16 protein-coding genes are annotated in these 18,056 nt (G+C 65.2%); 6 read left to right on the top strand and 10 right to left on the bottom strand.

Going from position 1 to position 18,056, the window contains the following annotated elements; genetic code table 11:
- The first annotated feature begins 38 nt into the window (after positions 1-38).
- A complete protein-coding gene (locus ACX1NL_RS04140; protein WP_458898690.1) occupies positions 39-689 on the top strand; it encodes a 50S ribosomal protein L25/general stress protein Ctc in 651 nt (216 codons plus the stop codon).
- Positions 690-759: 70 nt separating this feature from the next.
- On the opposite strand, the gene ACX1NL_RS04135 is transcribed toward ACX1NL_RS04140, so the two are convergent.
- From ACX1NL_RS04135 to ACX1NL_RS04125, 3 genes are all read right to left on the bottom strand, one after another.
- Entirely contained in the window at positions 760-3,780 is a 3,021-nt protein-coding gene (locus ACX1NL_RS04135; protein ID WP_458898689.1) for a Rib/alpha-like domain-containing protein, read from the bottom strand.
- 674 nt (positions 3,781-4,454) lie between these two features.
- A complete protein-coding gene (locus ACX1NL_RS04130; RefSeq protein WP_458898898.1) occupies positions 4,455-5,873 on the bottom strand; it encodes a carboxypeptidase-like regulatory domain-containing protein in 1,419 nt (472 codons plus the stop codon).
- A gap of 20 nt (positions 5,874-5,893) precedes the next feature.
- Positions 5,894-8,254, bottom strand: a complete 2,361-nt coding sequence (locus ACX1NL_RS04125; protein ID WP_458898688.1) for a hypothetical protein — start codon at positions 8,252-8,254, stop codon at positions 5,894-5,896.
- Positions 8,255-8,381: 127 nt separating this feature from the next.
- Here ACX1NL_RS04125 and pth (ACX1NL_RS04120) point away from each other — a divergent pair, with 127 nt between their 5' ends.
- Positions 8,382-8,933, top strand: coding sequence for an aminoacyl-tRNA hydrolase (gene pth / locus ACX1NL_RS04120; RefSeq protein ID WP_458898687.1), 552 nt, complete (start codon positions 8,382-8,384; stop codon positions 8,931-8,933).
- A gap of 5 nt (positions 8,934-8,938) precedes the next feature.
- Entirely contained in the window at positions 8,939-9,733 is a 795-nt protein-coding gene (locus tag ACX1NL_RS04115; RefSeq protein WP_311389248.1) for a fumarylacetoacetate hydrolase family protein, read from the top strand.
- Here the strand turns inward: ACX1NL_RS04115 and ACX1NL_RS04110 are convergent.
- Positions 9,730-10,020: a hypothetical protein gene (locus tag ACX1NL_RS04110; protein ID WP_311389249.1), complete on the bottom strand. Its 291-nt coding sequence runs from the start codon at positions 10,018-10,020 to the stop codon at positions 9,730-9,732. The genes ACX1NL_RS04115 and ACX1NL_RS04110 overlap by 4 nt on opposite strands.
- 23 nt (positions 10,021-10,043) lie before the next feature.
- Complete coding sequence (locus ACX1NL_RS04105; RefSeq protein ID WP_458898686.1) at positions 10,044-10,934, bottom strand: NAD(P)H-dependent flavin oxidoreductase; 891 nt, start codon at positions 10,932-10,934, stop codon at positions 10,044-10,046.
- Here ACX1NL_RS04105 and pth (ACX1NL_RS04100) point away from each other — a divergent pair.
- Entirely contained in the window at positions 10,933-11,511 is a 579-nt protein-coding gene (pth, locus tag ACX1NL_RS04100) for an aminoacyl-tRNA hydrolase (RefSeq protein WP_458898685.1), read from the top strand. The genes ACX1NL_RS04105 and pth (ACX1NL_RS04100) overlap by 2 nt on opposite strands.
- Before the next feature lie 10 nt (positions 11,512-11,521).
- A complete protein-coding gene (locus ACX1NL_RS04095; RefSeq protein WP_301612722.1) occupies positions 11,522-12,091 on the top strand; it encodes a DUF6891 domain-containing protein in 570 nt (189 codons plus the stop codon).
- Here the strand turns inward: ACX1NL_RS04095 and ACX1NL_RS04090 are convergent.
- On the bottom strand, positions 12,088-12,627 hold the full coding sequence (locus ACX1NL_RS04090) for an NADPH-dependent FMN reductase (RefSeq protein WP_458898684.1): 540 nt from the start codon (positions 12,625-12,627) through the stop codon (positions 12,088-12,090). The two genes, ACX1NL_RS04095 and ACX1NL_RS04090, sit on opposite strands and share 4 nt — an antisense overlap.
- Before the next feature lie 47 nt (positions 12,628-12,674).
- Here ACX1NL_RS04090 and ACX1NL_RS04085 point away from each other — a divergent pair, with 47 nt between their 5' ends.
- Entirely contained in the window at positions 12,675-14,306 is a 1,632-nt protein-coding gene (locus tag ACX1NL_RS04085; protein ID WP_458898683.1) for a peptide chain release factor 3, read from the top strand.
- Here ACX1NL_RS04085 and ACX1NL_RS04080 read toward each other — a convergent pair.
- From ACX1NL_RS04080 to ACX1NL_RS04065, 4 genes are read right to left on the bottom strand one after another with little or no spacing between them, the layout of a single operon-like run.
- Entirely contained in the window at positions 14,303-15,175 is an 873-nt protein-coding gene (locus tag ACX1NL_RS04080; RefSeq protein WP_458898682.1) for a patatin-like phospholipase family protein, read from the bottom strand. The genes ACX1NL_RS04085 and ACX1NL_RS04080 overlap by 4 nt on opposite strands.
- A complete protein-coding gene (gene bioD / locus ACX1NL_RS04075; protein ID WP_458898681.1) occupies positions 15,172-15,849 on the bottom strand; it encodes a dethiobiotin synthase in 678 nt (225 codons plus the stop codon). The genes ACX1NL_RS04080 and bioD overlap by 4 nt, the downstream gene beginning before the upstream one ends.
- Positions 15,846-17,111, bottom strand: a complete 1,266-nt coding sequence (locus ACX1NL_RS04070; RefSeq protein ID WP_458898680.1) for an adenosylmethionine--8-amino-7-oxononanoate transaminase — start codon at positions 17,109-17,111, stop codon at positions 15,846-15,848. The genes bioD and ACX1NL_RS04070 overlap by 4 nt, the downstream gene beginning before the upstream one ends.
- A gap of 48 nt (positions 17,112-17,159) precedes the next feature.
- Positions 17,160-18,044 (bottom strand): SDR family oxidoreductase, encoded by an 885-nt coding sequence (locus ACX1NL_RS04065; RefSeq protein ID WP_458898679.1) that lies wholly within the window; start codon positions 18,042-18,044, stop codon positions 17,160-17,162.
- Positions 18,045-18,056: the final 12 nt, after the last annotated feature.

Here is an 18,056-nt window from a genome sequence, read left to right as displayed (position 1 = left end):
GCAAGGCCTGTGGCCCTTCACACACGAAGGAGTACAACATGGCTATTACCCCCACCGTTATCAAGGGTGAGCGTCGCGAGGAGTTCGGCAAGGGCTCCGCACGCCGTCTGCGCCGCGACGGCAAGATCCCGGGCGTCCTGTACGAAAAGGGCATCGACAACATCCACTTCGCGGTCGACCGCATCGAGATGACCGCAGTCGTGCGTAACGACGGCACCAACGCCATCGTCGAGCTCGAGCTCGACGGCGAGAAGCTGCTGTCCATGGTCAAGCACATCGACCAGAACGTGATCACCCTGGACATCGACCACATCGACCTGCTCGGCATTAAGCGCGGCGAGAAGGTCACCGTCGAGGTCCCGGTCGTCACCGAGGGCGAGGCCGCTCCGGGCGCAGTTGTGCTGCAGGAGACCGACTACGTGGAGATCGAGATCGACGCGCTGTCCATCCCGGACGAGCTGACCGTCTCCATCGAGGGCAAGGAGATCGGCGACACGCTCCACGCTTCCGACGTGAAGCTGCCGGAGGGCGCAGAGCTCATCTCCGACCCGGAGACCCTGCTGGTCAACGTCACCTTCGAGCAGGTTGACGAGGACCTCGAGGCTGAGGCCGAGGCCGCTGAGGAAGGCGGCGCTGAGGCTGGCGCCGAGTCCGAGGCTCCGGCCGAGGAGAAGGGCGACGAGGAGTAACTCCTCCCCGCTTCCGCACACAGCTAAGCCCGCCACCGCTTCCCCGCGGTGGCGGGCTTTCCGCTTGGCGTTACAGGCGAGGCAGCACTGGGAACTGCGGAATGTAGTGACGGATCTGGTCCTGGTACTCGGTCGCGGCCCAGCCGATACCGAGCACTCCGAGCAAAGCAACGAGGACGATTATCCACCAGGGTCCCTCGGACGACCGCGCCGACCGCGCATCTGCCGCCGGCTGCTCCGCAACGCGCTTCGCTGTGATTTCGACCGGTACCGCGCGAACGGAACCGTCAGGGAATGTCACCCGCACCGGCACCACGGTGGAGCGCTCCCCCACGATTCCGGTTCGCAGCGTCGCAGTGATCTCACCGGTGTTCTTATTAACGGACACCACCCAGTCAGCGTCCTTAAAAGCAGGATCCAGCGCGAACGTGCTTCCGTCCGGCACACCCGTCGGCGTCGCGGTGACGGTTCCACTCGTCTGGTCCGACGACGCAGACGGGTACTTCACCGCAGCGGCGCGACCGATGGAATCGGTGCCGATTTTCACCGGCACTATCTCGACCGTTCCGTCCGGGTATGTGGTCTTCACGCCGATGACGTAGGTGGCGTCGGCGGGTGCGTCGTCAGGCAGGCGCACCGTGAGTTCGCCGGTGACAGGATCGATCGCTGCTTCGAGGCCGCCATCGTCAGCGATGTCGAAGAACGTGCCCTCCGGCATGGTCTTCGTCTGCGGAATCCGGACTGTCTCGCCCGGTCCGGCAACTTGCTCGGCAAACGCGGGCTCGGTTTCCGCGGCCGCAGCTTCGCCGACATCGACGCGGAGCTTCACGGGCTTGCGGCTGCCATCGGAGAACACCGCCATGACCTCGACATCCAACGCCTGCGCATCCGTCGCAGGCGCGGTGGTGTGAACCTCGCCAGTCAGCGGATCGACTATGACCTCCCACCCCTTGAGGTCCTGCCCGGGTTTGAGGTAGAACTCGGCGGCGTCGGCCTCACCCACCTGCGGGACCGAGACTCGCTCGCCCGGCCCAGCCTTCACTCCGTCGAGGTAGCGGGGCGAGGCGGCATCGGCAAGCGTCTGCTCCGCCACTTCGAACTTCGCGGGGACCTCGACGGAGGAGCCGTCCGGGAAGATGACGCGGATCCGTGTCTCGATCACGTCCCCGACAGCGGCGTCGCCCGGGATTGCAAAGGTCACGCGCCCATGCCTATCGACGGTCGCGTCACCGCCCACCACCTCATAGGTAGTGCCGGCCGGCGCAATTTGGTTGAGGTAGCGGTAACCACCTTCGGTGACGTCGAAAAGCGGGGCGAAGCTCGTCGCCTCATGCCCGCGGCGTCCAAGTGCGAAGTCGTAGCGGACGGTGTAGCGCTCCGCGTCGGACACAGCCGCGGTGACCTCGACTGTGACGGTGGACGTTTCGCCGGCGGGGTCGACGACCTCGACTTTGTACTCGCCCGGCTCAACGTCGCGCGGCGGCTTGAAATCGATTTGCCCGCTGGGGTTCACGGTCACCCACTCCGGGGTGTTCTTGCCTGGTGTGAACGCCTCGCCCTGGGTTGGGGCGGTTTGTGCGCTCTTGACTGACGTCTGCTCGCCTGCCCTGACCACCGCCCGCTCAGACGAGGTGGGTGCCGGCGCCACACGAACCGGCACGACGGCGGGGCGGCCGTCAGGCGTGACGACCTCGACGTTGTAATCGCCCGCCGGTGTGTCGCGCGGCGGAGCGAGGTCAATGCGGCCGTCAGGCTGCGCCGACACCCAGTCTGGAGTGTTCGCGCTCGGCGCAACCTGCGTCCCCGGAACCTCGATGGACGTCTGCTCCCCCGCGCGGACAACCGGGCGGTCGAACTCGGTCTGGGTGGAGGTGACGGTAGTAGTCGACGGCGCCGGCGTTACTTCGCTGATCGTCGGCGCCGGAGTGACCGTCGTAGTGCTCGTCGACGTCACAATTTGCGCCATCGTTGGCCGCAACGTCAGCGCAGGGCTGGAAACCTCCTGGGTTACCGTGGCTGGGTGTGTCGTGGTCCGAGTGGTCGTTACGCTGGCAGTTTCCGTCGGAGTTGGCGCAGTGGTTGTCACCTGCGAGGTGGTCGTCAGCGCCACCGTAGTGGTTGCCGGCCGGACAACGAGCCGTCCAACAGTCTGTTCGAATGGCTCGCCGCTCCCGTTAGTGACCGCCTGAGTGTAGGACGACGCACGGAAGGTTACCGGGAAAGTGCCTGTTTGCGTCGGTGTGCCCTCGAGCACGCCAGCGTTGGCGTTGTAGGACACCCCGGGGATGGTGGAAACTAATTCGAGCTGAGCATCTCGTGGCACGTTGTCAGCTTCGACCCGCGCGACGTAGCGCTGCCCCTGAAGCGCCTCCGGAAGATCGGCGCTGATCACGATGTTTGCGGACAGCGCATCCTTCTTGTTCGAGTTATCAGCGATTTCGATGGTGTCGAGTACACCATCTCCGTCATCATCCGGGTCGTAAATGTCGGCGTTGCCGTCGCGGTCGGTGTCGAGCAAGATCGGTTGCTTCGCTGGCCTCGAACCACCGGAGTTGTAGAAGGAAACGTCGACGGTCGCGTCAAAAACGTCCGGAGTGGCGTTGCCGAGATCGTTATTCGGGGAGACATAGATCGTTCCGTTGTCCACCGACACGTCAATGCCAGGTACAGCCCGCGGCGCAAACACAGTCTCAGCGCGATTGAATCCGTCACGGAACCGGCCAAACTCGACCACCCGTTGCTGCTTGCCAAGCAGCCGTTCGCTGCCAAACAGAAAGTCGTCCCGTTCGTTCAGCTCGCCAGTGACGATAAAGCTTTCGTGGGAGACGACAGTATCATTCGCTAGAACTTCGAATGAGTACACGTCCCCGCGCTTGGCCGTGGCAGGGATCTTCAGTTCCGTGCACCTGTTGCGCTCCGAATCGTCGAGCTCGACCAAAGTCTGGCTACCATCGGATTCAGTTACGGTGCGCTCCTCGACGCAGCTGGAAACCGTGCGACCAGTAGTTTCGTTGCGCCAGCGGTAGCCGATGATCTCCCCATTGAATGCTTGGTCTTTGAGCGACTGAGCGTTGCCCTGCCACCACCGCAAACCGTGAGCCGTTTGTCCCGCTTGCGCGGGCAACTGCGTTGAGTCGAACTCCGCGATCAAAGCGTCACTGCGGTTATGAAACGCCCCTCCGTCCGCAATCTGGAGGTTCACTTCACGGGAACCCGGTGCAAAAAACGCGTAAGGGGTTGTTTGATTACCTGCAAGCACGCGCTGCTGATGGCGGTACGGAACGTACGCATCCAGTTGGACCTGCTGTTCACGGGTTGCGTTGAACCGGTGGATCCTACCTGTGGCATCCACCCAGTCCGGGACTGCGATAGCGAAATAGCCTTCGTTTCCTTCGAGTGCATGGGATCTCGCGGTGTACAGCGGTGATAGCTGACCGTCACGGTCCACCCATTGGAAGTAGATGAACTCGCCACTGGAGTATCCGTCGACGTCAGAGATTCGCCCATGCACTATGTGGTCCAACTCGGTGAGTTCTGCGATGCGACTGACTTCCCCCGAATCGATTGCATCGACTGAAAAGAAATCGTCTATGTCACTGACCGGCTCTGCCTGCGTCGACCCTCGTTGGATGTGCTTAACCGCGTCTGCGCTCCGGTTCACGTACTCCTGCGCGTTCGCCTCCACTGCAATCACACTTGTCGACGAACCAACCAATCCCACAGCCAGTGCTACAGCAAGCGCGCGAACATGATTCCGGTTTGTCATTACTTTCCGCCTTCGATTCGTGCTGCGAGCTGCTGGACGTCAAGTCCCGGGATGCTGCCCAACACCGCCGCCACTGCTCCGCCCAGGGTTGCCACCACGGCAAGTGCGGTCAGCACCACTCGACCGTTGGGGTCTACCACCACGCTTTCAGTCGTCGTTGCAGCGCTTGCGGTTCGTGTGACCACCGGGCGGGGTGCTGTTGAAGTGACCGCCACATTCGCGGTAGACGTGACAGTTACTGGCTCTCCGGTGTGGACCGCCGCTGGGACAGTTCGACTCGTCGTGGTGGTAGAAAGCACGGTCTCAGTGATGGTCGCCATGCTCTGAACCGTCACGGGCGCCGGCGTTACGGTCGTTCTAGCACCAGCGGTCACAGTAGCTGTTGCTGTCACTTGGGTTCCGGTGGCAGGTGCGGCTGCGAAACTGACAGACACGGACCGGCTTTCACCCGGTTTCACGAACAGGGTCTTTCGCAGCGTGGAGCCGTTGGATTCGGCGCTGAGGGTGTATGCGCCAGGCTGCGCCTCGGTTAAGGTGAATCGCCCTGCCTCGTTCGTGGTGAGCGTCTGACTCCCGCCCGGTCCTTCCACTCGCACCGGCTGCCCGGCGACCGGTCGCCCGTCCGTATCCAGGATAGAAGCGGTGAAATCGCCCCGCTCGAAACGAATATGGTGCGTTCCCAGATCTGTCGTCATTGAAGGGGAAAGGCCGTCGGACGAGACTGGCGCGAGAGCCAAGTACTTGGAGTACCTCGGAATACCGAACTCCACCGTCGCTGCCGTGCACGGCAACACGTGGTCGAAATGCACGGTGCCGTCAGCGGAGTGGCGCGAGGCAGGGATCGTGAACCCATCCGCCTTTACCGATGCTGGAATCCGCTGCGCTGGGTCGCCGAACTCATCCAACGTTTTAATCGACGCTTGCGCCGCCGCTGCGGTGTACAGCGTCGCCAATGCTCTTGTGCCGGTTGTCCCGGACGCCGGTAGTGCGTGGTCTGGATCTTCCAGCTTGATCTGCAACGTGCCTGGAGAATCGGTGTCGTAGGTCTCCGGGAGGAAAACCAGCAGTGTCGGGTTCCCGTCGGCGTCGACCCCACCGTATCCCGGGGCGTCGACGTACTCATCTGTAGCGTTCGTCCGTACATGGTAGGTCGCAGCCTGTGGAAATGCTCCCCGGTCATCACCGGTTCTGCTCGTGTCCCACACTGCGATCTTGAGCGCGTTAAATTGTCCCGCGGCAGGAACTTCGGGGTAGACGTTGATTGCCCACTCGTCACGGGGATCCCAGATTGTCGCGTTCGTTTGGACCTCGCGCTCGTTCGAGCACACCGCCGGCATCGCACCGTCCGCCACAGGCGCAACCACCGATGTCGCCACTGCAGCGGCGAGTGCCGCACCAAATACTCGCTGTTTTGTCATCACAGTCTTCTCTTTTCTAGCTAGAAGTTCAGGCCCGGGATCTGGACGTAGCCCTGAGTCACGGCGTAGGCGCCGGCACCGAGCACGCCGAGCACCGCCAGGATGATCGCGAGGATGCCGCCGGTGGAGCTGCCGGACTCGCTCTTCGCATTACCGCCGGTCTGGGCGTTCTGCTTCTGCGGTGCGGGCACGGCGGAGGGGGTTGGTTTTTGGGTTGGGGCGGGCTGGGCGGAGCTCGTCGTCAGGCTTGGCTTCGGGGTTGCCGCGACGCTCAAGCGAGCGCGGGCCTTGTCCTTCGTCTTCTTGGAGGCGTTGGACTTCTCCAGCTCCTTCAACGCCTTGTCCGCCTCGGCCTTGGTGTAGTCGAGCACCGACACGTCGAAGTACTCGGAGTAGACCAGCTCCCGCTTGTCGTTCCTGATCTCCACCGCGACGCGAGTCTTCGGGCCGCGAAGCGCGGCGGCGTTGGGGACGGGGATCCGCACATCCGCGGTCGAGCCTTCCTTGAGCACGCCGGGCACGACGATGGTCTGGGTGCCGCTGCCGCCGTTTTCAAAACGCGTTGTCACGGTGAACTTGGAAACATCCAGGCCGAGGTTGGTCAGCTTGCCGTGCAGCACATTGTCGTTGCGCAGGGTCACAATGCCGCTGTCATCGGTGGTGGACAGCTCGAATCCGGCCTTGCCTTCATTCTTGTCGGCTGCGGCGATTGCCAGCTCCCGCACCGTCTCTTTGTGGTCATGGATCTCCGGATCCGGTGCTTGCACCTCGGAATCCTCCACGTAGCGGCGTGCGACATTGGCGCCCTTGTTGGCGCCGCGGAAATCCAAGCTCTCCCAGTCGGCAGGAACAGAGTAATTGCCCTGGAAACAGAAGAACGGGCGGCAGATTTCCTTCGGCGAGGCTGTGTTGCGCGACTCGCCCTCAGAGAAGTTGAACTCGCGGAACTGGTAGAGGTAGTTCATTGAGGACTTGTAGTTCGGCAAGAACTGGTTGTCCGCCACGCCGGCCGGGCGGCCGTTGATGCCGTAGTGGCTCAGGCCGAGGTTGTGGCCGAACTCGTGCAGGATGGTCTTGCCCAACAGGTCCTGGGAGTTCAGCCCGGCACCCTTCGCGACGAAGAACGCGCCGTCCTTGACGAGCCCCTCGCCGGAAGACCTGTCACCTTCCTCCTTCTTGTCGCCGATGAGGCCGGCATAGAACACGCCTGAGCGGTCGCCGAGCAGCTCATCGCGGAGATCCTGCAACGCTAGGCCGCGGTGTTCACCCTTGAGGAAGAACCCTTCCTGGTAAGACTCGGTCTTGCCACCGTGTGTTTCGGTGTAGCCGATCATGTCGGCGCTTTTGTACAGCTCACCTGCATCGATGTGCAGGGCGATGTCGTGGTCGGCGAACAGGTCCTCCAGTTTCGTCAGCGTCGCGATGGACGGACGGTACGAGTTGGTGTTCAGCTCAGAGCAGCGGAGAAACTTCTCCAGCTCGGGACCTGACGCCGCATACCGGTTCACCCGGTCGCATCCCTGGTCCTCCCACTCGGATTTCATCCAGTTCAGCTGCAGGAATACGTCTTTGCGGTCCGGGTCCGCGCCCCAGCGGTTCAACGGCAGCACGGTGCCGTCGCGGAGCGGGTAGCCGCGCGTCTCCCATTCGTCGAGCAAGCCGTCACCGTCGCGGTCCAGCGCTCCGGGGAGCATGCGGGTGGTGAATGTGGCTGCGGCGTGGAGGGTATCTCCCGGGGCGAGCCGGGTGTTTCGCCATTCGCCGCCCTGAACTGGGGCGTTCGATGTGGCATCCGTGCCGGTTACAAAGTCCCCGACGGTTCCTGCGGCGGAAGCGCGCTCAGCACCATCGAACTCCGCGGTCACCTCGTAGCCCTGGCCACTAACCGGAGCAACGGAGATCGCACCGGAGGCATCGGTTCGCGCCCCGAGGTTTTCGGGCCAGTTCCGGATTTGATGGATGATATCCAGGTTCGCCCACGCCGGGGAGCTGCCGGTGTTCTTCATGGCAACCGTGACGTCGACGGCGTTGCCGCGGACCGTGATCTCGCGCGTGACTTCGGCGCCGGCCTGGTGGTCTCGGGTGACAAACACCATCGTGTCGCCGCGTTTGGACATGGTGGTGGTTCCGGGGTCGAAAGCGACCTGCCTATTCATGCTGGCGAGAAAATACAGCTCCGAGTTCAGCCGCTGGACACCAGAAGCCGGGTGCAGGAAGGTGTAGCTGGACCAGGCGCCCGGCTCGAAGAGGCCGGAAACGATACCGCCTGTGTCAGATACCGGGTTGGTCACTTCGAAGCCGGATGGCTGTTGGGAAATCGCCGCGTTGGCGACGGGCGCTCCCGCCGAGATAAGTCCCGCGCACAGCGCGATTGTGAGCATTTTTCTGGGTGTACGCATGGTTGCGCCCTTCGTGGTGGCCGAGATAAAACGTCAAGACAAAAATACGACCACTCACAGCTTCCCACAACTCAATTCCCAAGTTATATGCATCTGTATCCTCGTGGGCGTGACTATCTTGATCGTCGGCCTCGGCAACCCGGGCCCGCAGTACGCGGCCACGCGGCACAACGCGGGCATCTTCGTCGTGGAGGAGCTGCTCGGCCGCGCAACCCCCATGCCTGCACAGCTTGCGGTGCACAAACGCACGAATACAGAGATCGCCGAGCTTGCAAAGGGGCGTTTGCTTGACGACGACCATGCGGTCCTCGCACGCACCCGGTCTTTCATGAACGTCTCCGGCGGGCCAATCAAAGCGCTGATGGATTACTTCAGCGTGCAGCCGGAAGACCTGTACGTAGTGCACGACGAGCTGGATTTGGAGCTCGGCGACGTGAAGCTTCGCCTCGGCGGCGGCGACCACGGGCACAACGGGCTGAAATCCATCACGAAATCCCTCGGCGGCAAGCCGTACAACAAGGTGGCGGTGGGCATCGGCCGCCCGCCCGGACGGATGGCCCCGGCAGATTACGTGCTCAAACCATTCAGTGCGAAGGAGCAGGTGGACCTTGCTATCGCGTCGGCGGACGCGGCGGATGAGATCCTGCGCGCGATAGGCTAGCGCGCATGAAACTTGCCACGATCAGGACCGGAGACACCACCACCGCCGCCCGCGTTATCGGCGAGGGAAGGGCGGTGACGTTGGGCGCGGAGGACGTCGGAAAGCTTTTGCGCGACGACACCTTCGACGAAGGCAAGGAGATCACCTTCACCCCGGGCGACCTCGCGCCGGTGATCCCGCGCCCCGGCAAGATCATCTGCGTGGGACTGAACTACGCCAAGCACATCGCGGAGATGGGACACGAGCAGCCGGACGTGCCGACTTTGTTTATCAAGTACCCGGAGGCGCTCATCGGCGCCCACGACGACGCCGAGGTGCCCAGCTTCAACGCCGACACCCTGGATTTTGAGGGCGAGCTCGCGGTGATCGTCGGCACCCGCGCCCGCCACGCAACCAACGGCGCCGAGCACATCGCGGGATACTCGGTGATCAACGACTACACCCAGCGTCACTTTCAAAAGCGCACGCAGCAGTGGCACCAGGGCAAGTCGCTGGAGAAGACCGCGGGCTTCGGCCCGTGGCTAGACACCGAGTGGCAGCCGGGGCCTGCGATTACCACCACCGTCAACGGCGAAGTGATGCAGCACGCCCCCACCGACGACCTCGTGTTCACGCCGGCGAAGCTGGTGGAGTTCATCTCGCACCTCTACCCGCTCGAGCCGGGCGACGTCATCGCCACCGGCACCCCCGCCGGCGTGGGACACGCCCGCAACCCGAAGCGCTACCTCGCTAACGGCGACACGGTGCGGGTGGAAATAGAAGGCCTGGGCGCGATCGAGAACACCACGCGGGTGTATTAGCGGCTGAGCTGGTCCAGCAGGCGAACCTCAGCCTCGGCGATCATCTGCAGCGGGAGCAGCAGGATGATGAACGGCACGGAGCTGAACATCGCCGCTTCTTGCGAGCCGCCGCCGAGCTGGCTGACACCTTTCATGATGTTGGTCATGAGGAAGCTGTAGAGCCCCCAAGCGCTGCCGCTGTACGCGACATCGTGTGAAACAGGAGTTGCGGGGGCGGCTGGGGCGAGCGCGCCCATCGCGAGGGCGCCGGTGGTTGCGGTGGCGATGGCAATCTTGGAAAGTTTCATGCCCCTAACATCGCCCCGGCCAGCTAGGGCGTTAGCATCCGCTCGATTTCACGCGCCGGCGCGGTAATGAGCTCGCCGCGGTCCGCGCCGACGAGGCAGTAGTCGTTGCCCTTCGTCATGGGGCGCAGGTACGGGTAGGTCGGCGGCAGGTCCGGGTGCTCGCGGGTGAACGCGGTTTCCACCCCGCTCGCCCACCGCCCGGAGAACGCGCGCGAGACCACCGCGGGCGCGTCCGTGCGCAGCAGTTCGCGGTTGCGCACGCTGGTGCCGGCCTCGTCCGCGAGCAGAAATGCGGTGCCGCAGGCGACAGGGACGCCAAGCTTTGCGACGTCCTCCGGTCCCCGCACCCCTCCCGCCGCGATCAAAGGACCGTCCGCCAGCGCGAGCAGTTCCTCCAACGTCCGCTGGTCCGGGTCCTCGTGCTGGTCCCAGGTTGCACGGTGGCCGCCGGCGCGCGGGCCCTGGACGATCACGCCGTCGACGCCGCGGCGCTTAGCCTCGGCGATCTCGGCGGGGTTGGTCACCGTCGCCCACGCCTCCGAGCCCGCGGCGTGCAGCTGGGCGATCTCGCCTTCGGTGAAGCAGCCGAACGTGGACGAGACCACCGCCGGCGCGGCATCGAGCACGAGCGCAAACTTCTCCGCGTAGTCGGACGCCACTTCGGGGACTTCTTGGTGGAGGCGGCGGGCGACCGTGAGGACGTCGTTAGGCAAAGGCTCCCGCTGCGGCACGAAAAGGTTGGCGCCGAACGGCGGCTCGCACGCGGCGAGCCACTCGCGGGCCTGGTCGACGGTGCAGGTGCCGAGCGCGATGAAGCCGAAGCTCACCGCGTTGACGAGCGCGGGCGTGGACGGCCCGCCGGCCATGGGTGCTGCGATCACGCGTGGAAACTCCATGGCTAGAGTATGCGTCATGTTCGGATTCTTCAGGCGCAAACGCACCCCCCAGCTGGAGGCGGAGTGGCTCGTGGTGGGGCTGGGCAACCCGGGCGCGAAATACGCCGCTACCAGGCATAACGTGGGCTACATGGCGCTCGACGAGTTAGCCGGCGAGCTTACCCCGGTGCCGGGGATCAAGGCGCTGGTGCAGGTGCGCGATGGGGTGGCCTTCGCGCGCTCGACAACGTACATGAACACCACCGGCGAGTCCGTCGGCCCGCTGGCCGAGCAACTGGGGGTGGCGCCGGAGCGCATCATCGTGGTGCACGACGAGCTGGACCTGCCCGCCGGGAAAGTGCGCGTGAAGCTCGGCGGCAACGAAAACGGCCACAACGGGCTGAAATCCATCACCGAGCACCTGGGCACCCGCGACTACCTGCGTGTACGGATGGGCATCGGACGCCCGCCGAACGGCATGGCGGTGCCGGACTGGGTGCTCTCCCCCATCGAGGGCGACATCTCCGACCAGGTCGCGCTCGCCGCCGAGGCCGTGCAGCTGATTGTCAGCGAAGGCCTAGGCAAAGCACAGAACGTGATCCACGCAACACGGTAGGTTGTGGGGCATGACCCGCCATGCCATGTTCGACAGCAAATACCCGCCCGCAGAGGGCCTTTACGAACCCGACGAGACCACCAGCGAAATCTGCCTCCAGCTCTGCCACGGCTGGAGCGCAGACATGATCACCGCCGGACTCGAAGACGACGGGGTCCCCGTGTCCGTCTTCGAGGAGGTCCGGGACGAATACGCCCGCGTAGTCCCCGAAGCCTCCGAGGATGCCAAGCGCATCGACGCGCTGCGCGACGCCCTGGCCAAGCGCGACCTCGCCTTCTCCTTCGACGAGGGCTACGACATGGGCGAGGCCGCTGAAGACGGCGCCGACGTCGCCCGCGAAGACGGGCATAAAGGCTACGCCTACTGCACCATGCAGGACGTGGACAACGTCATCCATACCGGCGAGCTCTTATTCGGCTTCAGCTCCATGGACAACCCCGGCGACGAATCCGACGCGGAGATCGGCCAGGCTGTCGTCGACGCGCTCGAAGAGGTCGGGTTGTCCCCCGAGTGGAACGGCTCGCACACCGCGCGCATCGAGTGCAGCGGCCTGAAGTTCGAGCTCCCGCTCACGGACTAGCCCAGCTCGGCCTCCAGGTCATCCAGCGCGCGCGTCAGCGCCGCCTGCTTGTCCTCGCGCGGGGCGAGCTCGCCGTCTTCAACGTCCTCGCCAAAAATGTCCAGCGCGACCTGGTTGCGGATGCCGCGCATGGACAGGTTCGCCACAATCTGGCGCCAGTGCTCCACCGCGCGCACGCCGCCGTCGCCGCCGTAGCTCACAAACGCCACCGGCTTGCCCGCCCACTCTCCGAACAGTGAGTCAAAGGCGTTTTTCATCGTGCCCGGGATGGAGTGGTTGTACTCCGGGGTGACAAAGACGAACCCGTCGCAGGCGTCCACCGCCTCGGACCAGCGGGTTACCGCCGGGTCGTCGTACTGCTTGTTCGCCGCCCCCGGCACAACCTCCGCAACCAGGTGCGACACGTCGAAATCGGCCAGGTCGAGCAGGCGGTAGTCCACGTCGCGCTCGGCGGCGGCGTCCATCACCCAGGAGCCGACCTGCTCGCCGATGCGGCCGTTGCGTACAGATCCAAGAAACACTCCGATTGTTGTCATGGGCACGACTGTACTTGGCCAAAGGTGCGTCGATAAGCTAGCTGCTTATGAGTACCGTTTCCGAAGCCGCGCGCCGCCGCACATTCGCCGTCATCGCCCACCCGGACGCCGGTAAGTCGACGATCACGGAGGCGCTGGCGCTGCACGCGCACGTCATTTCGGAGGCGGGCGCGGTGCACGGCAAGGGCAACCGCAAGTCCACCGTGTCGGACTGGATGGAGATGGAAAAAGACCGCGGCATCTCGGTCGCGTCCTCGGCGCTGCAGTTCGAGTACGCCCCCGACGGCCACGAGGGCGAGCCGTACGTGGTCAACCTGGTGGACACCCCGGGCCACGCGGACTTCTCCGAGGACACCTACCGCGTGCTTTCCGCCGTCGATGCCGCAGTGATGCTTATCGACGCAGCCAAAGGCCTCGAGCCGCAAACCCTGAAACTCTTCCGCGTGTGCAAGGCCCGCGGGCTGCCGATTGTCACCGTGATCAACAAGTGGGACCGCGTGGGCCGCGAGCCGCTCGAGCTTGTCGACGAGATCGTCTCCGAGATCGACCTGCAGCCGACCCCGCTGTACTGGCCGGTGGGTGAGGCGGGCGATTTCCGCGGGCTAGCGCACGTCTCCCGCGACGGCGACATCGACGGATACGTGCACTTCACCCGCACCGCCGGCGGCTCCACCATCGCCCCGGAGGAGCACTACTCCCCCGACGAGGCGGAGGCGAAGGAAGGCGACGTGTGGGACACCGCCGTCGAGGAGGCATCGCTGTTGCTTGAGGACGGCGCCGTGCACGACCAGCAGCTCTTCGAGCAGTGCATCACCTCGCCGATCATCTTCGCCTCCGCGATGCTGAACTTCGGCGTGCACCAGATCCTGGACACGCTGTGCGCCATCGCCCCCGCGCCCGAGGGCCGCGCGTCCGACCCGAAGGCCGTCGAGGCGTCCACCACCGCGATGGACGAGCAGCGCGAGGTCGGCGACGACTTCTCCGGCGTGGTGTTTAAGGTTCAGGCCGGCATGGACAAAAACCACCGCGACACCCTGGCGTTCATGCGCGTGGTCTCCGGCGAGTTCGACCGCGGCATGCAGGTCACGCACGCGCAGTCCGGCCGCAGCTTTTCTACGAAGTACGCGCTGACGGTGTTCGGCCGCAACCGCGACACGGTGGAAACGGCGTACCCGGGCGACATCATCGGCCTAGTCAACGCCGGTGCGCTGGCGCCGGGCGACACGATTTACGACGGGAAGAAGGTCCAGTTCCCGCCGATGCCGCAGTTCGCGCCGGAGCACTTCCGTACCCTGCGCGCGAAGTCGCTGGGCAAGTACAAGCAGTTCCGCAAGGCACTGGACCAGCTGGACGCCGAGGGCGTGGTGCAGATCCTGCGCAACGACGCCCGCGGCGACGCCGCCCCCGTCATGGCCGCGGTCGGACCCATGCAGTTCGAGGTCATGCAGGCGCGGATGGAAAACGAGTACAACGTCGAAACCGTCACCGAGCCGATCCCGTACTCGGTGGCGCGCCGCACCGACGCCGACTCCGCGCAGGAGCTGGGGCGTCAGCGCGGCGTGGAGATCTTCACCCGCACCGACGGCGAGCTCATCGCCCTGTTCGGCGACAAGTGGAAGCTCGCGTTCGTGGAGAAGGAGCACCCGGAGCTGACCATCGAGCCGCTCATCGCGGACTAGCGCTTCGCGGTGAGGAACTCGCGCATCGCAGGCCAATCGCGCTCAACCTGGGCCTGGCCGGCCGCGTAGTTCGCCCGCAGTTTCTCCGCGTCGAGCTCGGTGGATTCGACCCCCATCTCGTCGGGGAAGAAGAGGTAGGCGTTGCCGGCGGCAGCTTCGTCGATAAGCGATTGCTTCGCGGCGTTGTAGATGCCCGGCCGAGCCACCATCGCGTCGGCGACTTTCGGCGTGTTGCGCAGGATGCGGCGCACGGCGCGCTCGCGTTTCTGCGGCCCCTTGACGTAATCGCGCGGGCGGGTGAGCACGGCGAGGAAACGCGAGTAACCGGCGGCGCGGGCGGCGTCGATGAGCAAACCGCCCGAGGTGCCCAGCGCGCCGTCGACGTAGGGCACGCCGTCGATTTCGCGCATCTTCATCAGGATCGGCAGCGTCGATGACGTTCGCGCGGCAAGGGCGACGTCCTCCAAGGTGCGCAGGTCGTCGCGGTTGAACGCCACCGTCTCCCCCGTGTCGGCCCGCACAGCCTCAACGTGGACCTCCTCGGTGGTCCGGGCGAACGCGTCGAAGTCGAACGGCAGGACGTCCTCGGATTGCTCGTACGCCCACTCGCCGTTGATCAGGCCCCTGCCTCTCACCACAGAGCGCCACCCGCCGAACTTGGGGTTGCCCACGAACTCCGTGAACGCGTTCTCGGAGCGCCATGTGTCGCGGGAGGCGAAGTTCAACGCGTGCACCGAACCGGCGGAAATGCCGCCGACCCAGCCGACCTGGACCTCCTCCGCGATGAGCTTTTCCACCACCGGGGCGGTGTACGAGTTGCGGGTGCCTCCTCCTTCGAAGATGAGGGCGGTGTCGCGGGCGTCGATCATGCCCGCGAGCCTACGCGCACGCACTCCCCGATCGCGTCCCAGGCGACCTCCGCGAACCGCTCCGGGTCCAGTCGGCCGCAGCCTTCCGGCAGGTGGCCCCAGTAGTCGGCGCCGGTGACTTCCGGCAGCTCTTCGACGTTAAGCCGCGTGGGCAGGTCCGGGTTATCGGGCATGCTCCCGCCAATCAGCCCCAGCACCTCCAGCCCCATGCCACGGGCTTGGGCGCAGGTCAGCTCGGCGAGGTTGAGGCTGCCCAGGCCCAGCGAGGTCACCACCACCAGCGGCGCGCCTGTGGCCTTGGCGATGTCGGCGAGTGTGTAGTCGTCCGCAAGCCGCACAAGCAGCCCGCCGGCGCCTTCGACCAGCACGACGCGCCCGGGGGCGTCGAGGCTGCGGATCCATTCGGCGACCTCATCCAGGCTCGGGGTTTGGATCCCCGCCCGCCGCGCGGCGAGGTTCGGCGCGAGTGGCTCCGGGTAGCGCCACCGCTCGAAGGTCGCAACGCCAGCAAGCTTCTCGACGGCTGCCGCGTCCCCCTGCCCCGGTGCCTCCCCCGTCTGGATGGGTTTGGCTGCCACGACGTCGACACCGCGGCGCTTGAGCACGGCGGCGATGGCGGCGGTGGCCACCGTCTTGCCCACGTCGGTGTTGGTGCCGGTGACGGCGATGATCATTTCGTGGCCTCCTTGGATGCTGCCGTCATGCCCCGGCAGATCTGGGCGATGTCTTCGTCTGAGCAGATGTAGGGCGGCATGGTGTAGATCAACCGGCCGAACGGACGGATCCACACTCCCTCGGCCATCGCGGCCTCGGTGGTCTCGCGCATGGGCGCGTCGTGCTCGAGCTCGACCACGCCGATAGCCCCGAGCACGCGCACGTCTGCCACGCCCGGGGTGGCCGCCAGCGGGCGCAGGCCGCGCTCGAGGCCGGCTTCGATCCGGGCGACCTGGTCGCGCCACTGCCCCTCCGCCACCATTGCGACGGACTCGGCCGCGACCGCGCACGCGAGCGGGTTCGCCATGAACGTCGGGCCGTGCATGAGCGCTTTCGGCTGCATCCCGGATGCGATCTTCTCGGTGGCGAGGGTGGCCGCAAGCGTCATGAATCCGCCGGTCATCGCCTTGCCCACGCACATGATGTCGGGCACCACGCCATTGTCCAGGGTGGTGAACAGTTGGCCGGTGCGGCCGAACCCGGTGGCGATTTCGTCGGCGATGAGGGGGATGCCGGAGGCGTCGCAAAGTGTGCGAAGCCCTGAAAGCAGTTCGGGGTCATGGAAGCGCATGCCGCCGGCGCCCTGGACCACCGGCTCGACGATCACGCCGGCGATCTCCGGCGTGATCAGGCGCGCGAATTGATCGAGGTAGGCATCGCGGTCGGCGGCGGACGCCCCGCGTACCGGCGGGGCGGGCGCAAACACCTGCGGTTTCAGCGCGTCGCCCCACATCGCGTGCATGCCGCCCTCCGGGTCGCACACGCTCATGGTGGCGAACGTGTCGCCGTGGTAGCCGGAGCGCCAGGTGAGGAAGGTGGTGCGCTCCGGATGCCCCAGCCCGATGGCGTATTGCAGCGCCATCTTCATCGCCACCTCCACCGACACGGACCCGGAATCGGAATAAAACACCTGGGAAAAGGCGCCGCCGGTCAGCTCCAGCAGGCGTTTCGTCAGCGTCGCCGCCGGCTCGTGGGTGAGCCCGCCGAACATCACGTGGCTCATCTTGGCAATCTGCGCCTCGGCCGCCGCGACCAGGCGCGGGTTGGAGTGGCCGTGGATTGCGGCCCACCAGGAGGACATGGCGTCGATGAGCACGCGGCCGTCGCAAAGCGTGATGCGAGCGCCGGCGGCACTGTCGACTGGGTAGGTGAACTGCCCCGGTTCCGCGTAGGGGTGCCAGATGTGGGCAGCGTCGATGTCGGCGATTTCATGGGCGTGCATGAGCTAGAACTCTAGCAGCTCACCGGCCGTTTTGAACGGTGTTCAGCGCTACGGAGTTAGCGCACCGCCGGTCACCGCGAGTGTCTCGCCGGAGATGTAGGACGCGGCCTCGGACGCGAGGAAGACGTACGCGCCAGCGAGCTCCGCGGGCTGCCCCGGGCGGCCGATGTCGGAGTCTTGCGCGAAGTTGTCCACGACCTCCTTGGGCTGGCCTTCGGCAGGCTGGATCACGGTCCAGATCGGCCCCGGCGCGACCGCGTTGACGCGAATGCCCTTCGACGGCAGCAGCTCACCGGACAGGCCTTTGGCCAGGTTGTTGAAGGCGGCCTTGGTCATGGCGTAGTCCAGCAGTTCTTTCGACGGGCTGTAGGCCTGAATAGACGTGGAAAAGATGATGGATGACCCCGGCTCCATGTGCTTGACCGCTTCCTTGGTCACTCGGAAGGCGGAGTAGATGTTGGTTTTCATGGTGGCGTCGAAGTCATCGTCGGAGATGTTGAGGATGCCGTCATTCCACACCTGGCGGGAGGCGTTGTTGACCAGGATGTCAATGCCGCCGAGCCCCTCGATCGTCTTTTCTACCGCGGCCACGCAGTTGTCCAGCTCCCGCAGGTCGCCCGGGATCGCCACTGCCGTGCGCCCGGCGTCCTCGATGAGCTTCACAATGCGGTCCGCGTCCTCCTGCTCCTCCGGCAGGTAGGAAATGGCCACGTCCGCACCCTCGCGGGCGAACGCGATGGCGGTAGCGGCGCCGATACCGGAGTCGCCGCCGGTGATAAGAGCACGGCGGCCCTCGAGCTTGCCGGATCCCACGTAGGATTCCTGGCCCAGGTCGGGCTCGGTGGCCATCTTCACGTCCAAGCCGGGGTTGTCCTGGCGAGGCTCGGCGGGAAACTCGGACGGGTACTTTGTGCGGGGATCAATCAACGTCATGCCACCACGCTA

The sequence above is a fragment of the Corynebacterium sp. CQ3829_602738 genome (assembly GCF_054478435.1).
This window is presented reverse-complemented; position numbering and strand designations above follow the sequence as displayed.

What these genes read in the sequence shown, in the direction of transcription:
- ACX1NL_RS04140 (WP_458898690.1), top strand. Translation starts at nt 39, where the DNA reads ATGGCTATTACCCCCACCGTTATCAAGGGTGAGCGTCGCGAGGAGTTC.
- ACX1NL_RS04130 (WP_458898898.1), bottom strand. Translation starts at nt 5,873, where the DNA reads ATGACAAAACAGCGAGTATTTGGTGCGGCACTCGCCGCTGCAGTGGCG.
- ACX1NL_RS04125 (WP_458898688.1), bottom strand. Translation starts at nt 8,254, where the DNA reads ATGCTCACAATCGCGCTGTGCGCGGGACTTATCTCGGCGGGAGCGCCC.
- ACX1NL_RS04115 (WP_311389248.1), top strand. Translation starts at nt 8,939, where the DNA reads ATGAAACTTGCCACGATCAGGACCGGAGACACCACCACCGCCGCCCGC.
- ACX1NL_RS04110 (WP_311389249.1), bottom strand. Translation starts at nt 10,020, where the DNA reads ATGAAACTTTCCAAGATTGCCATCGCCACCGCAACCACCGGCGCCCTC.
- pth (WP_458898685.1), top strand. Translation starts at nt 10,933, where the DNA reads ATGTTCGGATTCTTCAGGCGCAAACGCACCCCCCAGCTGGAGGCGGAG.
- ACX1NL_RS04105 (WP_458898686.1), bottom strand. Translation starts at nt 10,934, where the DNA reads ATGACGCATACTCTAGCCATGGAGTTTCCACGCGTGATCGCAGCACCC.
- ACX1NL_RS04095 (WP_301612722.1), top strand. Translation starts at nt 11,522, where the DNA reads ATGACCCGCCATGCCATGTTCGACAGCAAATACCCGCCCGCAGAGGGC.
- ACX1NL_RS04090 (WP_458898684.1), bottom strand. Translation starts at nt 12,627, where the DNA reads ATGACAACAATCGGAGTGTTTCTTGGATCTGTACGCAACGGCCGCATC.
- ACX1NL_RS04085 (WP_458898683.1), top strand. Translation starts at nt 12,675, where the DNA reads ATGAGTACCGTTTCCGAAGCCGCGCGCCGCCGCACATTCGCCGTCATC.
- ACX1NL_RS04080 (WP_458898682.1), bottom strand. Translation starts at nt 15,175, where the DNA reads ATGATCGACGCCCGCGACACCGCCCTCATCTTCGAAGGAGGAGGCACC.
- bioD (WP_458898681.1), bottom strand. Translation starts at nt 15,849, where the DNA reads ATGATCATCGCCGTCACCGGCACCAACACCGACGTGGGCAAGACGGTG.
- ACX1NL_RS04070 (WP_458898680.1), bottom strand. Translation starts at nt 17,111, where the DNA reads ATGCACGCCCATGAAATCGCCGACATCGACGCTGCCCACATCTGGCAC.
- ACX1NL_RS04065 (WP_458898679.1), bottom strand. Translation starts at nt 18,044, where the DNA reads ATGACGTTGATTGATCCCCGCACAAAGTACCCGTCCGAGTTTCCCGCC.